This window comes from Ectothiorhodospira shaposhnikovii, from assembly GCF_016584105.1.
Lineage (GTDB): Bacteria > Pseudomonadota > Gammaproteobacteria > Ectothiorhodospirales > Ectothiorhodospiraceae > Ectothiorhodospira > Ectothiorhodospira shaposhnikovii.
This window is the reverse complement of sequence record NZ_NRSM01000035.1, coordinates 14,743-33,726: the sequence shown is the minus strand read 5'-3', so window position 1 is coordinate 33,726 and position 18,984 is coordinate 14,743. Positions and strand designations below refer to the sequence as shown.

Annotated in this window: 19 protein-coding genes and 1 pseudogene; all 20 read left to right on the top strand. The window is 63.5% G+C overall.

Annotated features, from left to right (window positions below; translation table 11 throughout):
* Positions 1-131: 131 nt before the first annotated feature.
* Positions 132-1,085, top strand: a pseudogene (locus CKO35_RS15345) (major capsid protein); the annotation flags it as partial.
* Entirely contained in the window at positions 1,085-1,387 is a 303-nt protein-coding gene (locus tag CKO35_RS15340; protein WP_200176995.1) for a hypothetical protein, read from the top strand. The pseudogene CKO35_RS15345 and the gene CKO35_RS15340, both read left to right, overlap by 1 nt.
* 4 nt (positions 1,388-1,391) lie before the next feature.
* Positions 1,392-1,838 carry a hypothetical protein gene (locus CKO35_RS15335; protein ID WP_338031815.1) on the top strand — a complete coding sequence of 149 codons (447 nt, stop codon included), beginning with the start codon at positions 1,392-1,394 and terminating at the stop codon, positions 1,836-1,838.
* A 5-nt stretch (positions 1,839-1,843) separates the two neighbouring features.
* Complete coding sequence (locus CKO35_RS15330; protein WP_200176994.1) at positions 1,844-2,065, top strand: DUF7210 family protein; 222 nt, start codon at positions 1,844-1,846, stop codon at positions 2,063-2,065.
* Positions 2,062-2,814 (top strand): phage tail tube protein, encoded by a 753-nt coding sequence (locus CKO35_RS15325; protein WP_200176993.1) that lies wholly within the window; start codon positions 2,062-2,064, stop codon positions 2,812-2,814. The genes CKO35_RS15330 and CKO35_RS15325 overlap by 4 nt, the downstream gene beginning before the upstream one ends.
* Before the next feature lie 8 nt (positions 2,815-2,822).
* On the top strand, positions 2,823-3,221 hold the full coding sequence (locus CKO35_RS15320) for a hypothetical protein (RefSeq protein WP_200176992.1): 399 nt from the start codon (positions 2,823-2,825) through the stop codon (positions 3,219-3,221).
* On the top strand, positions 3,218-3,427 hold the full coding sequence (locus CKO35_RS15315) for a hypothetical protein (RefSeq protein WP_200176991.1): 210 nt from the start codon (positions 3,218-3,220) through the stop codon (positions 3,425-3,427). Before CKO35_RS15320 ends, CKO35_RS15315 begins: the two co-directional genes overlap by 4 nt.
* Positions 3,402-4,046, top strand: coding sequence for a DUF6441 family protein (locus tag CKO35_RS15310; protein WP_200176990.1), 645 nt, complete (start codon positions 3,402-3,404; stop codon positions 4,044-4,046). The genes CKO35_RS15315 and CKO35_RS15310 overlap by 26 nt, the downstream gene beginning before the upstream one ends.
* A 1-nt stretch (position 4,047) precedes the next feature.
* Complete coding sequence (locus tag CKO35_RS15305; RefSeq protein ID WP_200176989.1) at positions 4,048-8,100, top strand: tape measure protein; 4,053 nt, start codon at positions 4,048-4,050, stop codon at positions 8,098-8,100.
* A gap of 10 nt (positions 8,101-8,110) precedes the next feature.
* Positions 8,111-8,521 carry a hypothetical protein gene (locus CKO35_RS15300; protein WP_200176988.1) on the top strand — a complete coding sequence of 137 codons (411 nt, stop codon included), beginning with the start codon at positions 8,111-8,113 and terminating at the stop codon, positions 8,519-8,521.
* Positions 8,521-12,129, top strand: a complete 3,609-nt coding sequence (locus CKO35_RS15295) for a hypothetical protein (RefSeq protein ID WP_200176987.1) — start codon at positions 8,521-8,523, stop codon at positions 12,127-12,129. The genes CKO35_RS15300 and CKO35_RS15295 overlap by 1 nt, the downstream gene beginning before the upstream one ends.
* A 17-nt stretch (positions 12,130-12,146) precedes the next feature.
* Positions 12,147-13,418, top strand: a complete 1,272-nt coding sequence (locus CKO35_RS15290; RefSeq protein ID WP_200176986.1) for a hypothetical protein — start codon at positions 12,147-12,149, stop codon at positions 13,416-13,418.
* Between the two features lie 3 nt (positions 13,419-13,421).
* On the top strand, positions 13,422-13,802 hold the full coding sequence (locus tag CKO35_RS15285; protein WP_200176985.1) for a hypothetical protein: 381 nt from the start codon (positions 13,422-13,424) through the stop codon (positions 13,800-13,802).
* Positions 13,799-14,194: a hypothetical protein gene (locus CKO35_RS15280; RefSeq protein WP_200176984.1), complete on the top strand. Its 396-nt coding sequence runs from the start codon at positions 13,799-13,801 to the stop codon at positions 14,192-14,194. Before CKO35_RS15285 ends, CKO35_RS15280 begins: the two co-directional genes overlap by 4 nt.
* A gap of 3 nt (positions 14,195-14,197) precedes the next feature.
* The gene (locus CKO35_RS15275; protein ID WP_200176983.1) at positions 14,198-16,225 is read left to right on the top strand and encodes a hypothetical protein; all 2,028 of its coding nucleotides are present in this window, start codon (positions 14,198-14,200) and stop codon (positions 16,223-16,225) included.
* Positions 16,218-16,439, top strand: coding sequence for a hypothetical protein (locus CKO35_RS15270; protein ID WP_200176982.1), 222 nt, complete (start codon positions 16,218-16,220; stop codon positions 16,437-16,439). Before CKO35_RS15275 ends, CKO35_RS15270 begins: the two co-directional genes overlap by 8 nt.
* Positions 16,440-16,505: 66 nt before the next feature.
* Positions 16,506-16,811, top strand: a complete 306-nt coding sequence (locus CKO35_RS15265) for a DUF6127 family protein (protein WP_200176981.1) — start codon at positions 16,506-16,508, stop codon at positions 16,809-16,811.
* Positions 16,808-17,284: a hypothetical protein gene (locus tag CKO35_RS15260; RefSeq protein WP_200176980.1), complete on the top strand. Its 477-nt coding sequence runs from the start codon at positions 16,808-16,810 to the stop codon at positions 17,282-17,284. The genes CKO35_RS15265 and CKO35_RS15260 overlap by 4 nt, the downstream gene beginning before the upstream one ends.
* A complete protein-coding gene (locus CKO35_RS15255; RefSeq protein WP_200176979.1) occupies positions 17,281-17,748 on the top strand; it encodes a lysozyme in 468 nt (155 codons plus the stop codon). Before CKO35_RS15260 ends, CKO35_RS15255 begins: the two co-directional genes overlap by 4 nt.
* Before the next feature lie 101 nt (positions 17,749-17,849).
* Entirely contained in the window at positions 17,850-18,974 is a 1,125-nt protein-coding gene (locus CKO35_RS15250) for a DNA methyltransferase (protein ID WP_200176978.1), read from the top strand.
* Positions 18,975-18,984 lie beyond the last annotated feature (10 nt).

Genomic DNA, 18,984 nt, shown 5'->3' with positions numbered 1-18,984 from the left:
AGTACATCGAGATGGAGTACAACAGCGACCGGCTCCACTCGTCCCTGGGGTACATCACCCCTCAGCAACATTTTTTAGCGGTTGCTGCTTAATCCGTGTCCGCTGCGACTTGACCAGAACAGCTCACGGCGGCCATCAACATTCTCCCCAACCGTTATGGCCGCATCGAGGATCTCGGCCTGATGCCGGCCAAGCCCGTGCGCCAGCGACAAGTCATCGTCGAGGAGATGAACGGCGTACTGAACCTGCTGCCCACGCTGCCGCCGGGTGCCCCGGGCACGGTGGGTGTGCGTGGCAAGCGCACCCTGCGTTCGTTCGTGATCCCACACATTCCGCATGACGATGTCGTCCTCCCGGAGGAGGTTCAGGGCATCCGCGCCTTTGGCTCGGAGACTGAAACAGAAGCAGTCGCGGGCGTCATCGCGCGCCACCTGGAGACCATGCGTAACAAGCACGCGATCACGCTGGAACACCTGCGCATGGGTGCACTCAAGGGCGTCATCCTGGATGCCGATGGCTCCGTGCTGTACGACCTGTTCGACGAGTTCGACATAACGCCGCAGACCATCGCCTATGACCTCGGCAATGCCGGCACCAATGTGAAGGCGAAATGCCTCGCGACCCTGGCCGCGATCGAGGACAACCTCAAGGGCGAATTCATGACCGGAGTGCACTGCCTGTGCTCGCCCGAGTTCTTCGCCGCCCTGACCGGTCATGCCAAGGTCGAGAAAGCGTTCGAGAACTGGCAGCAGGGTGCCATCCTGATCAACGACGTGCGCCGTGGCTTCACCTACGCCGGCATCACCTTCGAGGAGTATCGCGGGCAGGCAACCGATCCCACTGGCACCACCCGTCGCTTTATCGCGGCTGGCGAGGCCCATGCCTTCCCGCTGGGCACGGTGGATACCTTCGGTACCTACTTCGCGCCGGCTGACTTCAACGAAACGGTGAACACCATCGGGCAGACGCTCTATGCCAAGCAGGAGCCGCGCAAGTTCGATCGGGGCACCGACCTGCATACCCAGTCGAATCCGCTGCCCATGTGCCATCGGCCCGGAGTCTTGGTCAAGCTGACGGTGGCGTGATGAAGTTGATCGAACGCCTATACCAGTCTGCCGCCAACGCGGGGCTGACGGTACGCTGCCATTGGCAGCCTGCCGATGGCTCGCCGTCGCAGACGCACGCGGTCGGCTTCACTGCGCCGGACGACACGGTGTTCGACGGGCTGGCTTCGTCCACCGATTACCAGATGTCCTATCCGGCTTCGGTCCTCAAAGGTCTGGGGCCGCGCGAGGCGGTCGAGATCGATGGCGTGATCTATCAGGTTCGTAGCACCCGGGCCGTGGGCGACGGCTCGGAGATGCGCGCACAGCTCACCCGGGTGTAGTGCCGTGTCCAGCAACTCGATCCGCGAACAGATCCTGCTCGCGGTGATGGCGGCTGTCCGCACGCCGGTGGAGTCGCTTGGGGCGACCTTGCACCGCTCGCCCACGGTGGCCATCAGCCGGGAGCAATGCCCGGCGCTGGTGGTGTTCCCCGAGTCCGAATCGATCACCGAGCGCGCCAACGACCGCGTCACGCGCGAGCTCACGGTGCGCCTGGTCGCACTGGCCCGCGCGGTACCTCCCGCTATTCCGGAAACCGAAGCCGACCGGCTGATCACCGCCGCCCACGCCGCGCTGCTGGCCGACCGGAATCTGGGCGGCCTTGCCTTAGGGCTGCGCGAGCAGGAATGCGAGTGGGACGTCGAGGACGCCGATGCAGTGGCCGCCACGATCCCCGCGCGCTACGCCATCACCTACCGGACGCTCGACACCGACCTTTCAACCAAGGGATGACACCCATGACTTCCATCGTTCTGACTCAGCCGCACACCCACGCGGGCCAAGCCCACAAGGCAGGCGACCGGCTCGATGTGGATGGCGGCACTGCCGACTGGCTCATCGCCAACGGCATCGCCCGCCACGACCGCCAACCCGCTCCCGTACCGCAGCCGGAAGGCGACGGCACCTCCATCGAGCCCATTCGCCCCATCACCACCCAACGCAAGGAATCCAAATCATGAGCACCTACGCCAGTTTTCAGGGCCGCGTCTTCCTCGGCAAGCGCGACGAATCCGGCCTGCCCATCGAAGTTCGCTCGCCCGGCAACGTCGCCGAGCTCAAGCTCTCCCTCAAGACCGACGTGCTGGAGCACTACGAGAGCCAGACCGGCCAGCGCTCGCTCGACCACCGGATGGTCAAGCAGAAGTCGGCCACCGTGAATCTCACCATCGAGGAGTTCACCAAGGAAAACCTCGCCCTGGCGCTGTACGGCAACCACATCACCGGCAGCACCGGCTCGGTGACTGCTGAAACCATCGGTGGCGAGGCTCCGGTGGTTGGCGACCGCTACTTCTTCGCTCACCCCAAGGTGTCGGCGGTCGTGGTCACCGATTCGGCAGTTACGCCTGCGACACTGACCGCAGGCACCCACTACACGGTGGACACCGACTTCGGTGCCCTCCAGTTTCTGGATATCACCGGCTTCACCGCGCCTTTCAAGGCTGCTTACACCTACGGCGTGACCACCGAGATTGGCATCTTTACGCAGTCGGTGCCGGAGCGGTATCTGCGACTGGAAGGTATCAACACCGCGCAGGGCAACGCCAAGGTACTGGTCGAGCTGTACCGCGTCGCTTTCGATCCGCTCAAGGAGATCTCTTTCATCTCGGACGAGTACAACAAGTTCGAATTGGAAGGCTCGCTCCTGGCCGACACCACCAAGCCCCATGACGCGGTGTTGGGCCAGTTCGGCCGCATCGTCCAACTGTGAGGGCTGCCATGAGCGATCTGGACAAACTCGTTCCGCAAGCCGTCGAGATCTCCTTGGCGGGCGAAATCGTCGCCATCAAACCCCTGAAAATCGGTCAGATGCCCGCCTTTCTGCGGGCCATCACCCCGGTGATGCAGCAGCTCGGCGGCAACGGCATTGACTGGCTGGCGCTGTTCGGCGAACACGGCGACGACTTGCTTACAGCGGTATCGATTGCCATCGGCAAACCACGCGCGTGGGTCGATGCACTCGATGCCGACGAAGCGATCCTAGTGGCTGCCAAGGTGATCGAGGTCAACGCCGATTTTTTTACCCGGACCGTGATGCCGCGTCTGAACGAGCAAATGGGCGGCCTGTTCGCGCAGGCGAGCAAGGCGACGGCTGGTTTGACACCGTCCAGCACTTGATTGCCCACGGCCACCGACTGCCGGACATCCTCGACTACACCCTGGCGCAGGTGCGCGGCTTCGCTGCCTCCACCGTGCGCGAGGACGCGGCGCGCGATGCGCGGCTGCTCTCGCTGATAGCCATCGGCGCACGCGGCGATCCGCGTCACCTTGACCAAACCCTCGACAGGCTCCAAGACCATGCGCATCTCGGTTCGCATCGATAGCAAGGCCGCACAGGCGCAGTTGCGTCGCTGGGGCGGCGAGTTCCGCGAGAAGGTGCAGAAGGCGGTCGCGCGCGGCATCGCCAGTGAGGCCGCCGAACTCAAGCAGGACGTGCGCAGCCACGTTGCGGGTCAGATGACGGTGGTCAAGAAGTCCTTCGTTAAGGGCTTCACCGCCAAGGTGCTGGACAAGGACAAGAACCGGCTGCCTGCGCTCTACGTCGGCTCGCGCATCCCGTGGTCGGGCATTCACGAGCGTGGTGGCGTCATCGGCGGCCGGATGCTGATCCCACTGCACGGTCGTGTCGGCCGTAAACGCTTCAAGGCGCAGATCGCAGAGCTGATGCGCGGCGGAAACGCCTATTTCATCAAGAACGCCAAGGGGAACATCGTGCTGATGGCCGAGAACATCAAGGAACACGACCGGCCACTGTCGGGCTTCAAGCGCCGCTACCGAAAGGCCGAGGGCATCAAGCGGCTCAAACGCGGCGCGGATGTGCCCATCGCCGTGCTGGTGCCCCGGGTGCAGCTCAAGAAACGCCTGAACGTCGAACGCATCGTCGCCGGTCGGATTCCGCGCCTGAGCGCCCGGATCGAGAAGCAGTTGCGACTGGTGGACTGAGATGGCGAACCGCATTTCCATCCTGGTCGCGCTTGAAGGCGCGGACGAGGGGCTCAAACGCGCCATTGCCTCTGCCGAGCGCAGCCTCGGCGGGTTCGGTTCCAGCGCCAAGACCGCAGGCGACAAAGCCGCCGCCGGAATGGCCGAGGTCAAGGCCGGAATGAACGCCTTTGGCGATCAGGTCGCCAAGGCCAAGACGCAGTTGCTGGCCTTCCTCACCATCAACTGGGCCAGCGGCAAGGTGCAGGAGATCGTCCAGATCGCCGATGCCTGGAACATGATGTCCGCGCGCCTGAAGCTCGCCACCGCAGGCAGCCGCGAGTACACGGTCGCCCAGAAGGAACTGTTCGCCATCGCGCAGCGCATCGGCGTGCCGATCCAGGAAACCGCCACGCTCTACGGCAAGCTCCAACAGGCGGTGCGGATGCTGGGCGCCGAGCAGCAGGATGCGCTCTCGCTCACCGAAAGTATCTCGCAGGCGCTGCGCATCTCCGGCGCATCGGCTGCCGAGGCGCAGTCGTCCCTGCTGCAGTTCGGTCAGGCCTTGGCCTCTGGGGTACTGCGCGGCGAGGAGTTCAACTCCGTCATCGAAAACAGCCCGCGTCTGGCCAAGGCGCTGGCCGACGGCCTGAACGTGCCCATCGGACGGCTGCGCAAGCTCGCCGAGGAAGGGCGGCTCACCGCTGACGTGGTGGTCAACGCCCTGATGAGCCAGAAGGACAAGTTGGCCGCCGAGTACGCCCAACTGCCGATGACAGTGAGCCAGGCCTTCACGCGCCTGTCGAACGCCTTCGGGCAGTGGATCAGCCGGCTGGACGAATCGACCGGTTTCACCAAGAAGCTCGCCGAGGCCCTGATGTGGCTGTCGGAGAACCTGGACACGGTGATGAAGTGGCTGGGGCGGATCGCCGAGGTCGGCCTCGCAGTGCTGGTCTACCGCCTGATCCCAGCGTTGATCATCGCGTGGCAGACAGCAGGTGCGGCGGCGGTGACTGCGGCCAGCACCACGGCGGCGGCGTGGGCAGCGGCCAACCTGTCGGTGTCGAACGCCAGCGCCACCGTGGGCAAGCTGCGCGTGGCGTTCGGAGTGCTCGGTGCGGCCATCATCGGCTGGGAGATTGGGACGTGGCTGTCCGAGAAATTCGAGATCGTTCGCAAGGCGGGCATCTTCATGGTCGAGGTGCTGATGAAAGGCATCGAGCACCTGCGCTTCCAGTGGGAGGTGTTCGCCGCCATCTTCACCTCCGACACCATCGCCGAAGCCACCAAGCGCCACGAACAGCGGCTCAAGGAGATGAATCGCATCTTCGCCGAGATGTACGCAGACGCTACCGAAGGTGCGAACGCAGCCCAAGGCGCGATGGACACCGCCACGACCACTGCCGAGGAAATCGCCAAGCGACTCGAAGCCGTGCGTCAGGGCACGCAGGAAGCGGTCGGGCGCGGCATCGAGGCCGTTCACGCCGCCCTGGAGAAGCTCAAGTCCCGGCTGGGCGAGGTCGAACAGGCGGTCGGCAAGGCCCAAGGTGTGGTGGGCGACGCCACCGCCAAGATGGCCGAGGCCTACAAAGGGTTCACCGCCATCGTCGAGGCCAATCTGCAAACGCAGATCACTGCGGTGAAGGCGCGATACGAGCAGGAAAAGGCGGCGCTCGACCTCACCCAGCAGTCGGAAACCGCCAGGATCACCAAGTCCACGCAGCTCCTCACCGAGGCACTGACGCAGCAGGCGACCCTGCGCCGCCAGGCCACGACCGAGACACTCGGTCTGATCGATCAGGAAACGCAGGCGCGCAAGGACGCCGCCGCCCGGCAAGGTCAGACCGAGGAGGAGCGCCGGGCCAACGTGCAGCGTGTCGAGAACGACATCCTCGCCACCAAGCGTCAGACCCTGTCGCAGGCGCTCTCCGAGTACCGCCAACACATCGACGCCCTCAACGCCGAAGCCAACCGGCATCTGGCGGAAGTGCAGCGCATCGAGGAAGCCAAGCGCCAGTTGTCGATGTCCACGGAGGAGCGCATCCGCGACATCCGCCGCCAGGGCATGACCGAGTACGAGGCCACCGAGGATCGCAAACGCCAGATCGCCGAGATGCAGGAGCAGGCCCGACAGGCGCTGGCCAACGGTGAACTGGAGCTTGCCCGCCAACTCGCGCAGAAGGCGATGGACATGGCCGCGCAGGTGGCCACCAGCCAGACCAACGAGGCCAAGCGCGGCGAGGAAGCCCGCAGGCAGTCCGAGCAGGCAGCGTCACAGGTCACGCAACTGGAAGCGCAGTCGCGCGAGGCCTACCGCAGGCAGGAATACCAGCAGGCCACCGATTTGATGCGGCAGGCCGACCAGTTGCGCGCGGAGCTGGCGCAGAAAGCCAAGGATGCAGACGCACAGGCTGTGCAAGGTAAACAGGGCGTGCGTGAGGCCATCGACCGCATCCGTGAGTCCGAGGAGATCCTCAACCAGACGCTGGATGCTGAAAGCGCGGCGCACCAAACGGCGGCACGCTCGGCGCTCACAGCGCGCGATGAGATTCAGCGCGCGCTGGCCGAGACCACGCGCCAGATCGATGACATCACCGCCAAACTCCGCGACGGGCTCAAGGTCACGCTCGACGCCGACACCACGCGATTCGATCAAGCGATTGCTGATCTGGACAAGGCACTGGCTGAGAAGGAGTACCTGCTGCAGATCCAGGCCGAACTGCAAGAAGCGGAGCAGAAGCTCAAGGAATACGAGCAACTTCTCAAGGAAGGCAAGACACTGCCGGTCGATGCCGACGTCAGCCAAGCGCGCGAAGCGCTGGATCGGCTCAAGGCCTACGCCGACCAGAACGCGCAGTTCGAGCTGAAGGTGGCGACGGAGAAGGCGCAGGCGGCGATCACCAATGTCGAGGGGATGATCAATGCGCTGGATCGCATCCAGACCGAATCGCGGCATCAGGTCGCCAGCAACGTCGGCGCGGCGCGCGCGGAGATCGACAGCCTCAATGGGCGCAACACCTCGAGCACCCACACCATCTACGTGACCAAGGTGGAAACCAACGCCACTGGCGGTCTGGTTGGCGGCGGTGTTCTGCGGTATGCCGCCGGCGGCGCGGTAGCTCCGGCCTTTCCCCGGATGAGCGGTGGCTCGGTGCCCGGCTCCGGTCACCACGACACCGTGCCACGCACCCTGGAGGCCGGCGCCTTCGTGATCCGCAAGGCTGCCGTACGCAAATACGGCAGCAGCGCGCTCTCGCGGCTGGCAAACAGTGTCGCCGGGGGCGTCGCCCACTTCGCGGTCGGTGGGCGTGTTGCCTCGTTGGGCGGTAGCGGCTCCACAGGCTCCGATCCCAACGACAAGCCGAGCAGGCCCAAGAGGAATCGTGAGGCGTTCGAAGCGCTGAAGATGATCGACCTCGGCCTGCAGGGGATAAACGAGTACACGCGATGGCTACAGCGGAACTACGGTGGATCAGTCAGTCTGGATATGCGCCGTAAGACGATGGAGAACTTCAGCAAGCAGGCACAACAGGATCGCCGCTCGCTGGAGGACTTCATTGGCCGCAAGACGCTGACCGGCAATGAGCGCCAGAAACTCGAACGAATCAAGCAAACGTGGCGCTCGGCGATGGCGCAGCCGCTGCTCTGGGGCAAAGATCTGGAGCGCGAGCTGATCGACTATATGGAGCAGAACCAGGGAGAGTTCTACCGGCGCGGCGGCATGGCAAAATCCGACACCGTCCCGGCAATGCTCACCCCGGGCGAGTTCGTCGTGAATCGGCAGGCCGTCGCCCGCTACGGCGCGGGCTTCTTCGAAGCCATCAACAACCTGAGCGCTCCGGCGCAGCCACTGGCCGGGCGTGCGCTGGCGGGCATTCAGGGCTTTGCCTCGGGCGGTCTTGTGCAGCCCGCAAGCCGCAGCCTGCCACGTCCCTCGTTGCCCGAAAGTTTGCCCACCCGAACCGTGCGCGTGGAATTGTCGTCTGGGCTGCACAAGGTCAACGCCACCATCGATGCGCGCGACGAAGTTCGCCTATTGCAACTGCTGGACGCCGCCCGCGCCCGCACAGTCTGAAGGTTTACTGATGCAACTGACGAACCTCGACACCGGGGTGGCTCTGCCATTGCCGGACGACTTGCTGTGGAGCGACGAGCACGCATGGTCGCCTGCGGTCGCGAATGCGTCCTACCTGATCACCGGGGCCTTGCTGATCCAGTCGGCCAACCGGCAGGCAGGCAGGCCGATCACCTTGGTGGGTGCGCCCGATATGGCCTGGGTGACGCGAGCCGCCGTCGAGCAGTTACGCGCGTGGGCGGCGATTGCGGTGGGCGGCAGCACAGGCCGCTTCGAACTCGCTTTCGCTGATGGGCGGTTCTTCACGGTCGTTTTCCGCCACCAGGAGGTCGCCATCGAGGCCGAACCCGTGCTGGGCATCCCGGCGCGATCCAGCAACGACTTCTACCGTCTGACCCTTCGATTTCTGGAGATTGCCTGATGCCAATTCAATCTGGCGACGTGAAGCTGCTCAAGTCCGCAGTGATGGCAGACGTGCCCGAAGGCGGCGGCGCGCCCACGGGCCTCGTGATTGCCGATGGCGTCTCGAACGCCATCTTCCCCGACATCTCCGAGCTGGATCGCGCCGGCGGCCGTGTCAACCTGCGCAAGAGCTTCGTGCAAGTGGCTACGGATGACACCGACACCTACTTCGGGGCCAATGTCATCGTGGCCGAGCCGCCGCAGGACGAGCGCGTCAGCGTCACGCTGTTCTCCACCAATAAAACCTTCGACACCCGTGAGCAGGCGCAGACCCGCATCGAGGCCTACCTCAACAAGGGTCCTGAGTGGGCGGGCTACCTGTTCGAGAACCACATTGCGGGCCAGCGGGTGATCCAGCTCTTCCAGCGCCTCAGCGACGCTGTGCCCAACGTCGGCCAGACCCTTGTCCTGATCGAGAACGAAGGACTGCCCACGCAGAAAGAGCAATACATCCGCGCCACCGCCGTGTCGGTCGTCGAGCGCAGTTTCACTTACAACACTAACCAGGACTACAAGGCAGCGGTCGTCACTGTCGCCATCAGCGACGCGCTGCGCTTCGATTTCACGGGCTCGCCCGCCAGCCGAACTTTCACGCGGGTAACCAACAGCACGAAAACGCGCGACACAGTGGTGGCCGACGCGGGCACCTACGTCGGCGTCGTGCCGCTGACACAGGCTGCCAATGTGGGCGACTTCACCATCAAGGGCGCGTCCATCTACACGCAGCTCGTGCCCAGCGCCCAGACCGAGACGCCGATCTCCTTCGTGCCACCCTACGCCGCAGCAGGTTTGCCGGTCCCGGGCGCGGCACCCGTGAGTTACACAGCCAGCCACGCCTGGAACACCAGCATCAAATTCAACCTGCCGGGTGGCTGCCTGCCGGGGTCGCTGTCCATCGTCACCGATGGCATCACGATCTTCGACGATGCGGGCCTGCTCAAGACCGCCAGCGGCACGCTGGGCACCATCGACTACGCCAACGGCATCCTGAGTCTGAACTCCGGCTCAATGTCTGGCAGCAAGGCCGTCACCTATACGCCTGCCGCGCTACTGCAGCGTGCGCCACAAAGCTCCGAGATCCCGGTCACACCGGAATCACGCAGCCAGTCCTACGTCGGCACCGTGAATCCGGTGCCTCAACCCGGCACACTTGCCATCAGCTACATGGCGCAGGGCCGATGGTACGTGCTGTCGGATGGCGGCAATGGCTCCCTCAAAGGGCTGGATGCCAGCTATGGCGCGGGCACCTTCAACAAGACCACCGGGGCCTTCGTCGTGACCTTGGGGGCACTGCCCGACGTGGGCTCCTCGTTGATCCTGACGTGGAACGTGCCGACCCAGGAAACGCAGCAGCCAACCGCCGCCCTGAAAGCATCGCAGGCCCTGCAGCTTGCCCCGCCCGAAGGCAAGAGCGTGCAGCCGGGGACGCTCACCATTACCTGGCCACACGAGAGCGGTACGGGTACGCGCACGGCGTCCGCCACCACGTCTGGCGAGCTCAGTGGAGCCGCCACCGGCAGCCTCAACGTCGCGCAGAACCTCTTGAGCTTCGCACCGAATGTCTTGCCGCCAGTCGGCGCACTGCTCACGGTCGACTACGTTGCCGGCCCGAAGCAGGAAGACAGCTTCGCTCACCCCTCGCGCGACGTCCAGGGCAAGGTGCCGGTGACAGCGACGCTGGGTTCCATCGAGCCGGGTTCGCTGGAGATCGAATGGAACACACTGACGGACACCGCCGTGCTCGGGGTCTATACGTTGCAGCAGGTTCAGGCGATGGGACTGGGCCTGTGGAATCCCGTCGATCCCATACAGTACGCGCGCGACGATGGTACGGGCAATGTGCTGCGCGCAGGCCAAGTCATCGGCAGCGTCAACTACGACACAGGGGCGGTGCAGTTTCAACCTGACGTCACCATCAAGATTCCAAGCCCTGTCTATGGTGCGCAGCGCCTTGGCTGGGCCAGGGGCGTGGGCCAGATGTTCCGCCTCAACTACGGCGGCATCAGCTATGTGGATGCGCCCTCTCTCTACCCGAACGACGAGTCCGGCTTCGTCAAGCTGCGCTACAACAGCCCAGGCTCTACCAGCAACCACAGCGAGACGTTCGCGTTCAGCCCATCGTTTCGACTAGTGCCGGGCGTAAACGCGCAGGTGGTAACCGGCTCGGTGTTGCTGGCCATCGCAGGCAGCCAACCCTGGGGCGACAACGGTCAGGGCACGCTGCGTGAATTCACGCCCAGCGGCTGGGTCACGCGCGGCAGCATCAACTACCTTTCGGGCGCGGTGACGCTCAGCTCCTGGTCGGCGGGCGCGACCAACAGCATCACGCGCGCCAGTTGCGTGACCACGGTCGGCGAGAACATCTCAAGCGAGTACGTGTTCCGCACCGGTGCCGCGCCGCTGCGCCCGGGATCGCTGTCCATCCAGTTCGCCCGTGCGATGGGTGGCACACAGACCGTGACGGCAGGCATCGACGGCACGATCACCGCGTCTGGCGTCAGCGGCAGCGTCGATTACGACACCGGCCTCGTGCGAGTGCGCTTTGGCACCGTGGTCACGGCGGCGGGCAACGAGACGGAGCCGTGGTTCGACGCCGAGAACGTCCGTCCGGACGGCAAGATCTTTCGGCCCGAGCCAGTGGCGGCATCCAGCCTGCGCTACAGCGCCGTGGCCTACAGCTATCTGCCCCTGGATGCGGCGTTGCTGGGTATCGACCCGGTGCGCCTGCCCAGCGACGGGCGAGTGCCGATCTTCCGTCCGGGCGGCTTCGCCGTCGTCGGCCACACCGGGCGCATCACCGCGTCGGTCAGCAACGGCCAGACCATCGACTGTGCCCGCGTGCGTCTGTCGCGCGTGCGCGTGGTCGGCAACGACGGCGTGGTGATCCACACCGGCTACGTCACCGATCTAGAAGCAGGCACGGTCACCTTCACCGACGTGACCGGCTACAGCCAGCCCGTGACTATCGAGCACCGCATCGAGGACATGGCCGTGGTGCGCGACGTACAGATCAACGGCGAGATCAGTTTCACGCGGCCCCTCACGCACGCCTATCCGCTGGCCAGTCCCGGCGATCCGGTCTCCGGCAGTTTTCTCTCCAGTGCGCTGGTGGCCGGTGACCTGTTCGCCCGCGTGAACCTCGTGTTCGATCAGAGCACCTGGAACGGCAGCTGGTCGGATGAACTCGTTGGCAGCGCTGCCACCGCCACCTTCAACCACACCCAGTACCCGATCACGGTCACCAATCGCGGGGCGCTCACCGAGCGCTGGCTGGTGCGGATGACCAACAGCACCTCGTTCGAGGTCATCGGCGAGAACGTCGGCGTGATCGCCACCGGCAACACCAGCGCCGACTGCGCGCCCAACAACCCGGCGACCGGGGTGCCGTACTTCCGCCTACCCGCGCTCGGCTGGGGCAACGGCTGGGCCACCGGCAACGTGCTGCGCTTCAACACCATTGGCAGCCAGTTCCCGGTCTGGGTGGTGCGCACCGTCCAGCAGGGACCGGAGTCGGTGCCCGACGACCAGTTCACGTTGCTGATCCGGGGCGATGTGGACACCCCCTGATTCCAAGGAAAAATCCCATGACTGACCTCACCGTAAAATACTTCAACAGCGGTATGACTGGCGCGCCACAGATCAGCAACAACTGGGGCGATCTGGTGACGATGCTCGATGCCTGCCTAGTCAACGGTTTTGCCCTGAAGACCATCGATACTCTGACCTGCGTCGATGGTGTCGCCACCGCCACCATCAGCACAGGTCACGCCTACCTGCCCGAGCAGGTGATCGAGATCGCTGGGGCCGATCAAACCGCGTACAACGGACAGTTCCGAGTCATCACTGCCACCGCGAACACTTTTACCTACGCAGTCGATGGCACACCCGTTTCGCCCGCGACGAGCGAGACAAGCATCGCAGCTAAGGTCGCACCTCTGGGCTGGGAGAAGGCATTCGCTGCCACGAACAAGGCGGCATACCGCAGCCAGAACCCCGCTTCACCACAAAACCTGCTGCTGATCGACGACAGCATCAAGACGCCCGGCTACACGACGACCTGGGCAAAATGGGCCAACGTCGGCATCGTCGAAGACCTAGCAGACATCGACACCATTGTGGGCGCGCAGGCGCCATTCGACCCCAGTAACCCAACAAAGAACTGGGGGCAAGTGCAGGCCAACCAGTGGGGTTGGTATAAGTGGTACCGTGCCCGCACCAGCGGTTATGACAACTCGGGCGATGGGGGCGGCGGCAACCGTAACTGGGTACTGATCGGCGACGACCGTCTGTTTTACCTGTTCTGCACTAATCAAGCTGGATACAACTGGTATGGGCGAAACTGCTACTGCTTCGGGGATATCAGGAGCTTCAAGCCCGCCGATGAGTACGCCACAGTACTGGCTGCCGACGAAATTTACTGGAGCAACAACAGCGCGGGTCACATGAGTTATCCCGGCCAGTACAACGGCTACGGATTAACGCAATCGCTGGAATTCAGCGCCAAGGTGCTCTTGCGCAGTCATACACAGCTCGGTAACCCGGTGCGCTTTGGCCTGACCTCACTCAACACCAATAACAGTCAGCAGATCTGCGGACGAGGCCCGATGCCATTTCCGAACGGCCCAGACTACAGCCTGTGGCTGCTGCCAACCTACGTGCGCGAGGAATCCGGGCACATGCGCGGTTTGATGCCCGGGATGCTTTGGATGCCTCAAAACCGCCCGTACTCCGATCAGACCGTCGTCGACAATGTCGTCGGCCAGACGGGTAGGAAATTCTTGCTGGTCAGAACGCAGTACAGCTCGGAAGCCGAGGGCGCGCAGATCGCCTTCGACATCACCGGGCCGTGGAGGTAAACCGTGGACGAGGAGAACGTGTTTGTCGCGCCGCTACATCGATTCCACAGCCCGAACTCCGATCAGTGGAATCAGCTGAGCAGCCATCCGCGAGAGTATCAGGACATGGCCGGCGCACGCCGGAACATCCATTTTGGCGGCAACGGCCAGATTACCGGGACCGTTAAGGAGAAGGGACAGCCAGACCAGCCCCTCGTACGCCAAGTTCTGCTCTACAGCGAAAACACGCACACCCTGGTGGCGAGCACCTGGTCTGAGGCGGACGGCACCTACCGATTCGAGCGCATCGACACTCAACAGCGCTACACGGTGATCAGCACGGACTACCGCGAAATGTTCCGCGCCGTGATCGCGGACAACCTTATGCCGGCGCCGATGCCATGACAGTCGCCATCACGCAGGAGCACAACGAGGCGCGACTGGCGGGTACGCTGGCCTTCCTGGATGCGGGGGAGAACTCTGCGCGACTGCGCATCTACAGCGGTACGCGCCCACCGAATCCGACAGCGACGCCCACTAGTGCGATGCTGGTAGAGATTGCTCTCACCAAACACGCAGGAACGATTGCGGCCGGGCTGCTGACGCTCACTCAGCAGGAAGACGGCCTGATCACTGCGACCGGTATTGCCACCTGGGCACGGCTAGTCAACGGCGATGATGTGACGGCGCTAGATCTAGATTGCAGCGGTACCGACGGCGATGGCGATGTGAAACTAGCCAGCACCAATCTCTATCTGGGCGGTGATGCCCGGATCGTGTCGGCCACCCAGGGGTAGGCCATGCCTGCCTTGTCCAACGAGGTGACCCTGGTCGCCACGTTGCCCGCGCCTGCCGTCATTGCGATGGTCGGTCCTCCCCTGGTCGATCTGCTCTTCGATCAACCTGCTGTCACGGACGCCAATCTGGTGTTCGGGGCCAACCACATCGCCCCGCGCGGCGATGTGACGGTGCGGGCCACACTGCCGCTGCCCGTCGTCACGATCAAATTCATCCCACCGGCCCGGGCAGAGTTGTTGTCACAGCTGCCGGGCCTGACGGTGCAGTCACTGGTCTTGCGCCCGAGCGTGCCCTTGAATGTGGGGGCTGGTGCTGGCGCAAGCCTGCCCGGCGTTGTGGTCACCGTAGAGGTCAGGTACGCGTCGCACACGCAGCGTCCCACGGTGGGTCGGACATCGCACCACTGGCAGGTGGCGCAGCAGACGGAGGACGGCGCGAATCAGGGCCAGCAGGACGCGGCTGCAATGCCCGCAGGCTGGAAGACGTTCTGGCGGCGCACGATTGCCGCGCCGCAAGGGGTCGACCATCGGTTACCCCCGGTCATCGTCTCTTTGCCTGCGCAGCATCGCACCGGCCAGCAACAGGCTCGGCGTTTCCACGATCTGACGTGGTTCGCGCATCAGGATGGCACGTATCTCGAATTGGCTCGGCTGAACATGTTCCAGAACGCGTCCCGCCTGTGCAATGCGACGAGGTTTCGTCATCAAGATGGCGACCGCACCAAGCGCGCGAGACGGGTGAGCCCGTGGCAAACCGCGCAGCAGCTCACCCAGCGCCAAGGGAGTGATTTTCAGTGCGCGAGTGCCTTCGTGTGGGGTTGGCGTGGCCGGTATCAGGATGCCGTGCCACCACCATCGGGGATCAGCATCTGGGTGATCCCAGAGCCGCCCGCGCCTCAACCTTGCTACACGCCGAGCGCCCACCTGCGGTTCTCCGCATTGGCCCCAGCGAACAGCCACCTACTGTTCCATTGTGAAAACCACATCGACCCGCCACCTCCCGATGGGGAGCCGGTGGTCGTTCCCGTTCGGAGGGTGTATTTCGTGATCAACAACGTGACGCTGCACCGGCTGCCCGATGGCCTGCCGGTGCCGGTGTTCAGCCTTTCACTGGCGCTCGATGACGCCTCCTGGACGTGGGGCTTCGATGCGCTGCTGCCCGCCGCCGCAGAAGCCCTTGTCGCCCCCGGCAGCAACGGCGGCCCGGTCGAGCTGGTGGCCAGCGTCAACGGCACGCCGTTTCGCGTGCTGGCCGAAAGCATCAGCCGCGAGCGTGTGTTCGGCGACGCGAGCATCCGCATCTCAGGAAGAGGGCGCAACGCCGTGCTGGCCGCACCCTATGCGCCGGTGATGAATTTCCAGCAGCCGCAGGCGCGCACGGCGCGGCAGTTGATGGAGGACCTGCTCACGCTCAACGGTATCCCGTTGGGCTGGAACATCGATTGGGGCCTGACCGACTGGAACGTCCCGGCCGGGGTGTTCACCCAACAGGGCACGTGGATGGAAGCGATGGTTGCCATAGCCAGCGTGGCCGGGGGGTACCTGATCCCGCACCCGTCCGACCAGAGCATCCGCGTGCGCCACCGTTATCCGGCTGCGCCCTGGGAGTGGAACACTGTCACGCCAGACTTCGTGCTGCCCGTCGCTGCGGTGGCCCGCGAGTCGCTGCGCTGGGTAGAGAAGCCCGCCTACAACCGCGTGTTCGTGTCCGGCCAGGATGTCGGTGTGCTCGGGCAGGTGACCCGGGCCGGGACTGCCGGGGATGTGCTGGCCCCGATGGTGGTCGATGCGCTGGTGACCGAAGCCGCTGCGGCGCGCCAGCGAGGCATCGCCGTTCTGGCCGATACCGGGCAACAGATCGAGGTGAGCTTGCGCCTGCCGGTGCTGGCCGAGACGGGGATCATCGAGCCGGGAGCGTTCGTCGAGTACCAGGACGGCAGCGTGACCCGGCTTGGCATCGTGCGCTCGACGCAAGTCGAGGCAGGAATGCCGGAGGTCTGGCAGACCTTGGGGGTGCAGAGCCATGCATAACCTCTACGAGCAGTTCCGCCAACTCATCCCTGATCCGCCATTGCAGGCGGGCACGGTGGTGGGCGTCGGGTCCGGCGTCGTGACCGTCGCCTTGCCCAGTGGTGGCCTGATCCGCGCACGTGGCAGCGCCGCCATCGGCCAGAAGGTATTCGTGCGTGATGACGTCATCGAAGGCAGCGCACCCAGCCTGACGCTGGAAATTATCGAAATCTGAAACCCATCTTCCTGATCACCCCTGAACCCGCCCGCGAGGCGGGTTTCGTTTTTCTGGAGACCTGTAATGACCGACCCTGAAGAAAAACACCCTGCCCTCACCGAAAACATAATCCTGTTACGCCGTGAGGACTTCGACGAACTGCTGGTTCACGCTGCCGAACGCGGAGCCGATCGTTGCCTCGCCCATCTCGGACTAGAGAACGGCGGTGCTGCGAGGGACATCCGTGACCTGCGTGATCTACTGGATGCATGGCGCGACGCCCGCCACACGGCCTGGCTGACGACTATCAAGGTCGTCACAACCGGCATACTGGCTGTGCTGCTTGTAGGAGCCGCCATCAAGCTGAAATTGATGGGTGGCGCCCAATGATCGAGACGCTACTCGGCGGCCTCCTCGGCGGCGCGTTTCGCCTGGCACCTGAGCTTCTCAAGTGGCTCGACCGCAAGTGCGAACGCGGCCACGAGCTGTCGATGCAGGACAAGGCGCTCGAATTCGAGAAGCTGCGCGGCGCGCAGCGCATGGAAGAAATCGGTGCCGGTGCCGATGCGGCGTGGAACGTGGGTGCGATCGAAACGCTGCGCGACGCCGTTCGCACCCAGGGCGAGAAAACTGGCGTCCGCTGGGCCGATGCGCTATCGAGCAGCGTGCGTCCAGTAATCACCTACTGGTTCATGGCGCTGTACTGCGCCGCCAAGACGGCCGCCTTCGTGGCTGCCATCGAAGGCGGTGCCGACTGGGGCGTAGCCATCGTCCATGCTTGGACCGAAGCCGACCAAGCCCTGTGGGCCGGGGTGCTGAACTTCTGGTTCCTTGGGCGCGTGTTCGATCGGGTTCGGCCATGAGTGAGATTCCCCAAGCCGCTATTGCACTGGCGAAACGCTTTGAAGGCTTTCATCGGGTCCCAAGGTCAGATCCTCTGCGCCGGGCCCATCCCTATATCTGCCCGGCCGGCTACTGGACGATCGGCTACGGGCGTTTGTGCAAGCCAGACCATCCGCCGATCGACGAGGAAGAGGGCGAGGCCTACTTACATCAGGATCTGCGCACAGCCCTCGCCGCCACGCTGCGCTATTGTCCGGTACTGGCCACTGGGCCAGAGGGTCGGCTCGCGGCCATCGTGGACTTCACGTTCAACCTCGGCCCGGGGCGGCTGCAGACGTCAACCCTGCGGCGGCGGGTCAATCAACAGGATTGGGTTGCAGCAGCGCACGAACTGCGCCGTTGGGTGTACGGGGGCGGGAAGGTTTTGCCTGGACTGGTGGCACGGCGTGAGGCCGAATGCCGCCACCTAGACGGATCTTCCTAGTAACGGAGGAAGAGACACGCTTTTACGTTCCCTGCGCACACGTGACCATGTAAACTGGCCTTTATATCTCAAAAATGATCTCTGGGACAAGACTCGACCAAGTGGCCCTCGCATACCGCAAAGAAAATGCATTAAACGCAATCTGCCCTTACTTCACGATGTTCCCACTTGAGTATCCCAACAAGGTGCTTAAAAGGCATCGGAACGAAGGGCCGGTTGTGCTTGATCCATTCTGCGGTCGGGGCACTACCCTGTTTTCAGCACGAAGGTTTGGCTTTGCTTCGTGGGGCATTGATTCTTCGCCAGTCGCTGTTGCCATTGCAAAGGCTAAGCTCGCAAGCTGTGACCTCGAAACACCGCTTGAGTTGGCCGGAAAATTGATCGCAGAGAGCGAGCCAGTTGAGATACCTGAAACTCCATTTTTTCGATCTGCCTATCACAAAGCCACGCTTCGTGACATTTGTGCCTTGCGCGAAGGGTTGCTTGGTTTGGAGGCAGAGACAGATGCCTCGGCTATTCTTCGGGCTGCAACTCTTGGATGCTTGCATGGCCCGCTGCCGAAGCACATAGAGAATGCTGGATACTTCTCAAATCAAATGCCCAGAACTTACGCATCAAAGCCTGACTACGCGGTGCGCTTCTGGAAACAGCGGAATCTCAAAGCCCCCAAAATTGATGTTCTTCAAGTCCTGCGCCGAAAGATCGAGCGTCTGGTCGGACTGGATCAAGAGTCCCCTTGTCCGATTTCTCATGTCCTGTTTGGTGACGCTCAGTCCGAAGATCTATTCCAATCGGTCAGCACTGCGCCCTCAATTGTGATCACGTCACCTCCTTACTACGGGATGCGAACGTATGTTCAAGATCAATGGTTGAGAAATTGGTTCCTGGGCGGTCCTGATTCAATCGACTACTCCGCCGGCCCTCAACTCGATCACGGAGGACAGCAGTCCTTCGCGGCCTCGCTTGGAAAAGTGTGGCGCAACATAGCCAACCGCGCTGCGTCGTCCGAATCGCTACACATGTACGTCCGTTTTGGAATAATCCCATCCGCATCGGTGGACGCCAAACGACTTTTCAGAGCCTCTCTTGATGAGTCCGGGGCCCCTTGGCGTTTAGTATCTACTCGTGCTGCTGAATCAGCGGATGCTGGAAAGCGGCAAGCAGATCAGATGAAAGCCGAGTCTGCCGCCGCCGTCGAGTTCGATTTTCACGTCGAAAGAGTTTGATAACTGTAGC

What these genes read in the sequence shown, in the direction of transcription:
- CKO35_RS15340 (WP_200176995.1), top strand. Translation starts at nt 1,085, where the DNA reads ATGAAGTTGATCGAACGCCTATACCAGTCTGCCGCCAACGCGGGGCTG.
- CKO35_RS15330 (WP_200176994.1), top strand. Translation starts at nt 1,844, where the DNA reads ATGACTTCCATCGTTCTGACTCAGCCGCACACCCACGCGGGCCAAGCC.
- CKO35_RS15325 (WP_200176993.1), top strand. Translation starts at nt 2,062, where the DNA reads ATGAGCACCTACGCCAGTTTTCAGGGCCGCGTCTTCCTCGGCAAGCGC.
- CKO35_RS15320 (WP_200176992.1), top strand. Translation starts at nt 2,823, where the DNA reads ATGAGCGATCTGGACAAACTCGTTCCGCAAGCCGTCGAGATCTCCTTG.
- CKO35_RS15310 (WP_200176990.1), top strand. Translation starts at nt 3,402, where the DNA reads ATGCGCATCTCGGTTCGCATCGATAGCAAGGCCGCACAGGCGCAGTTG.
- CKO35_RS15305 (WP_200176989.1), top strand. Translation starts at nt 4,048, where the DNA reads ATGGCGAACCGCATTTCCATCCTGGTCGCGCTTGAAGGCGCGGACGAG.
- CKO35_RS15300 (WP_200176988.1), top strand. Translation starts at nt 8,111, where the DNA reads ATGCAACTGACGAACCTCGACACCGGGGTGGCTCTGCCATTGCCGGAC.
- CKO35_RS15295 (WP_200176987.1), top strand. Translation starts at nt 8,521, where the DNA reads ATGCCAATTCAATCTGGCGACGTGAAGCTGCTCAAGTCCGCAGTGATG.
- CKO35_RS15290 (WP_200176986.1), top strand. Translation starts at nt 12,147, where the DNA reads ATGACTGACCTCACCGTAAAATACTTCAACAGCGGTATGACTGGCGCG.
- CKO35_RS15280 (WP_200176984.1), top strand. Translation starts at nt 13,799, where the DNA reads ATGACAGTCGCCATCACGCAGGAGCACAACGAGGCGCGACTGGCGGGT.
- CKO35_RS15275 (WP_200176983.1), top strand. Translation starts at nt 14,198, where the DNA reads ATGCCTGCCTTGTCCAACGAGGTGACCCTGGTCGCCACGTTGCCCGCG.
- CKO35_RS15270 (WP_200176982.1), top strand. Translation starts at nt 16,218, where the DNA reads ATGCATAACCTCTACGAGCAGTTCCGCCAACTCATCCCTGATCCGCCA.
- CKO35_RS15265 (WP_200176981.1), top strand. Translation starts at nt 16,506, where the DNA reads ATGACCGACCCTGAAGAAAAACACCCTGCCCTCACCGAAAACATAATC.
- CKO35_RS15260 (WP_200176980.1), top strand. Translation starts at nt 16,808, where the DNA reads ATGATCGAGACGCTACTCGGCGGCCTCCTCGGCGGCGCGTTTCGCCTG.
- CKO35_RS15255 (WP_200176979.1), top strand. Translation starts at nt 17,281, where the DNA reads ATGAGTGAGATTCCCCAAGCCGCTATTGCACTGGCGAAACGCTTTGAA.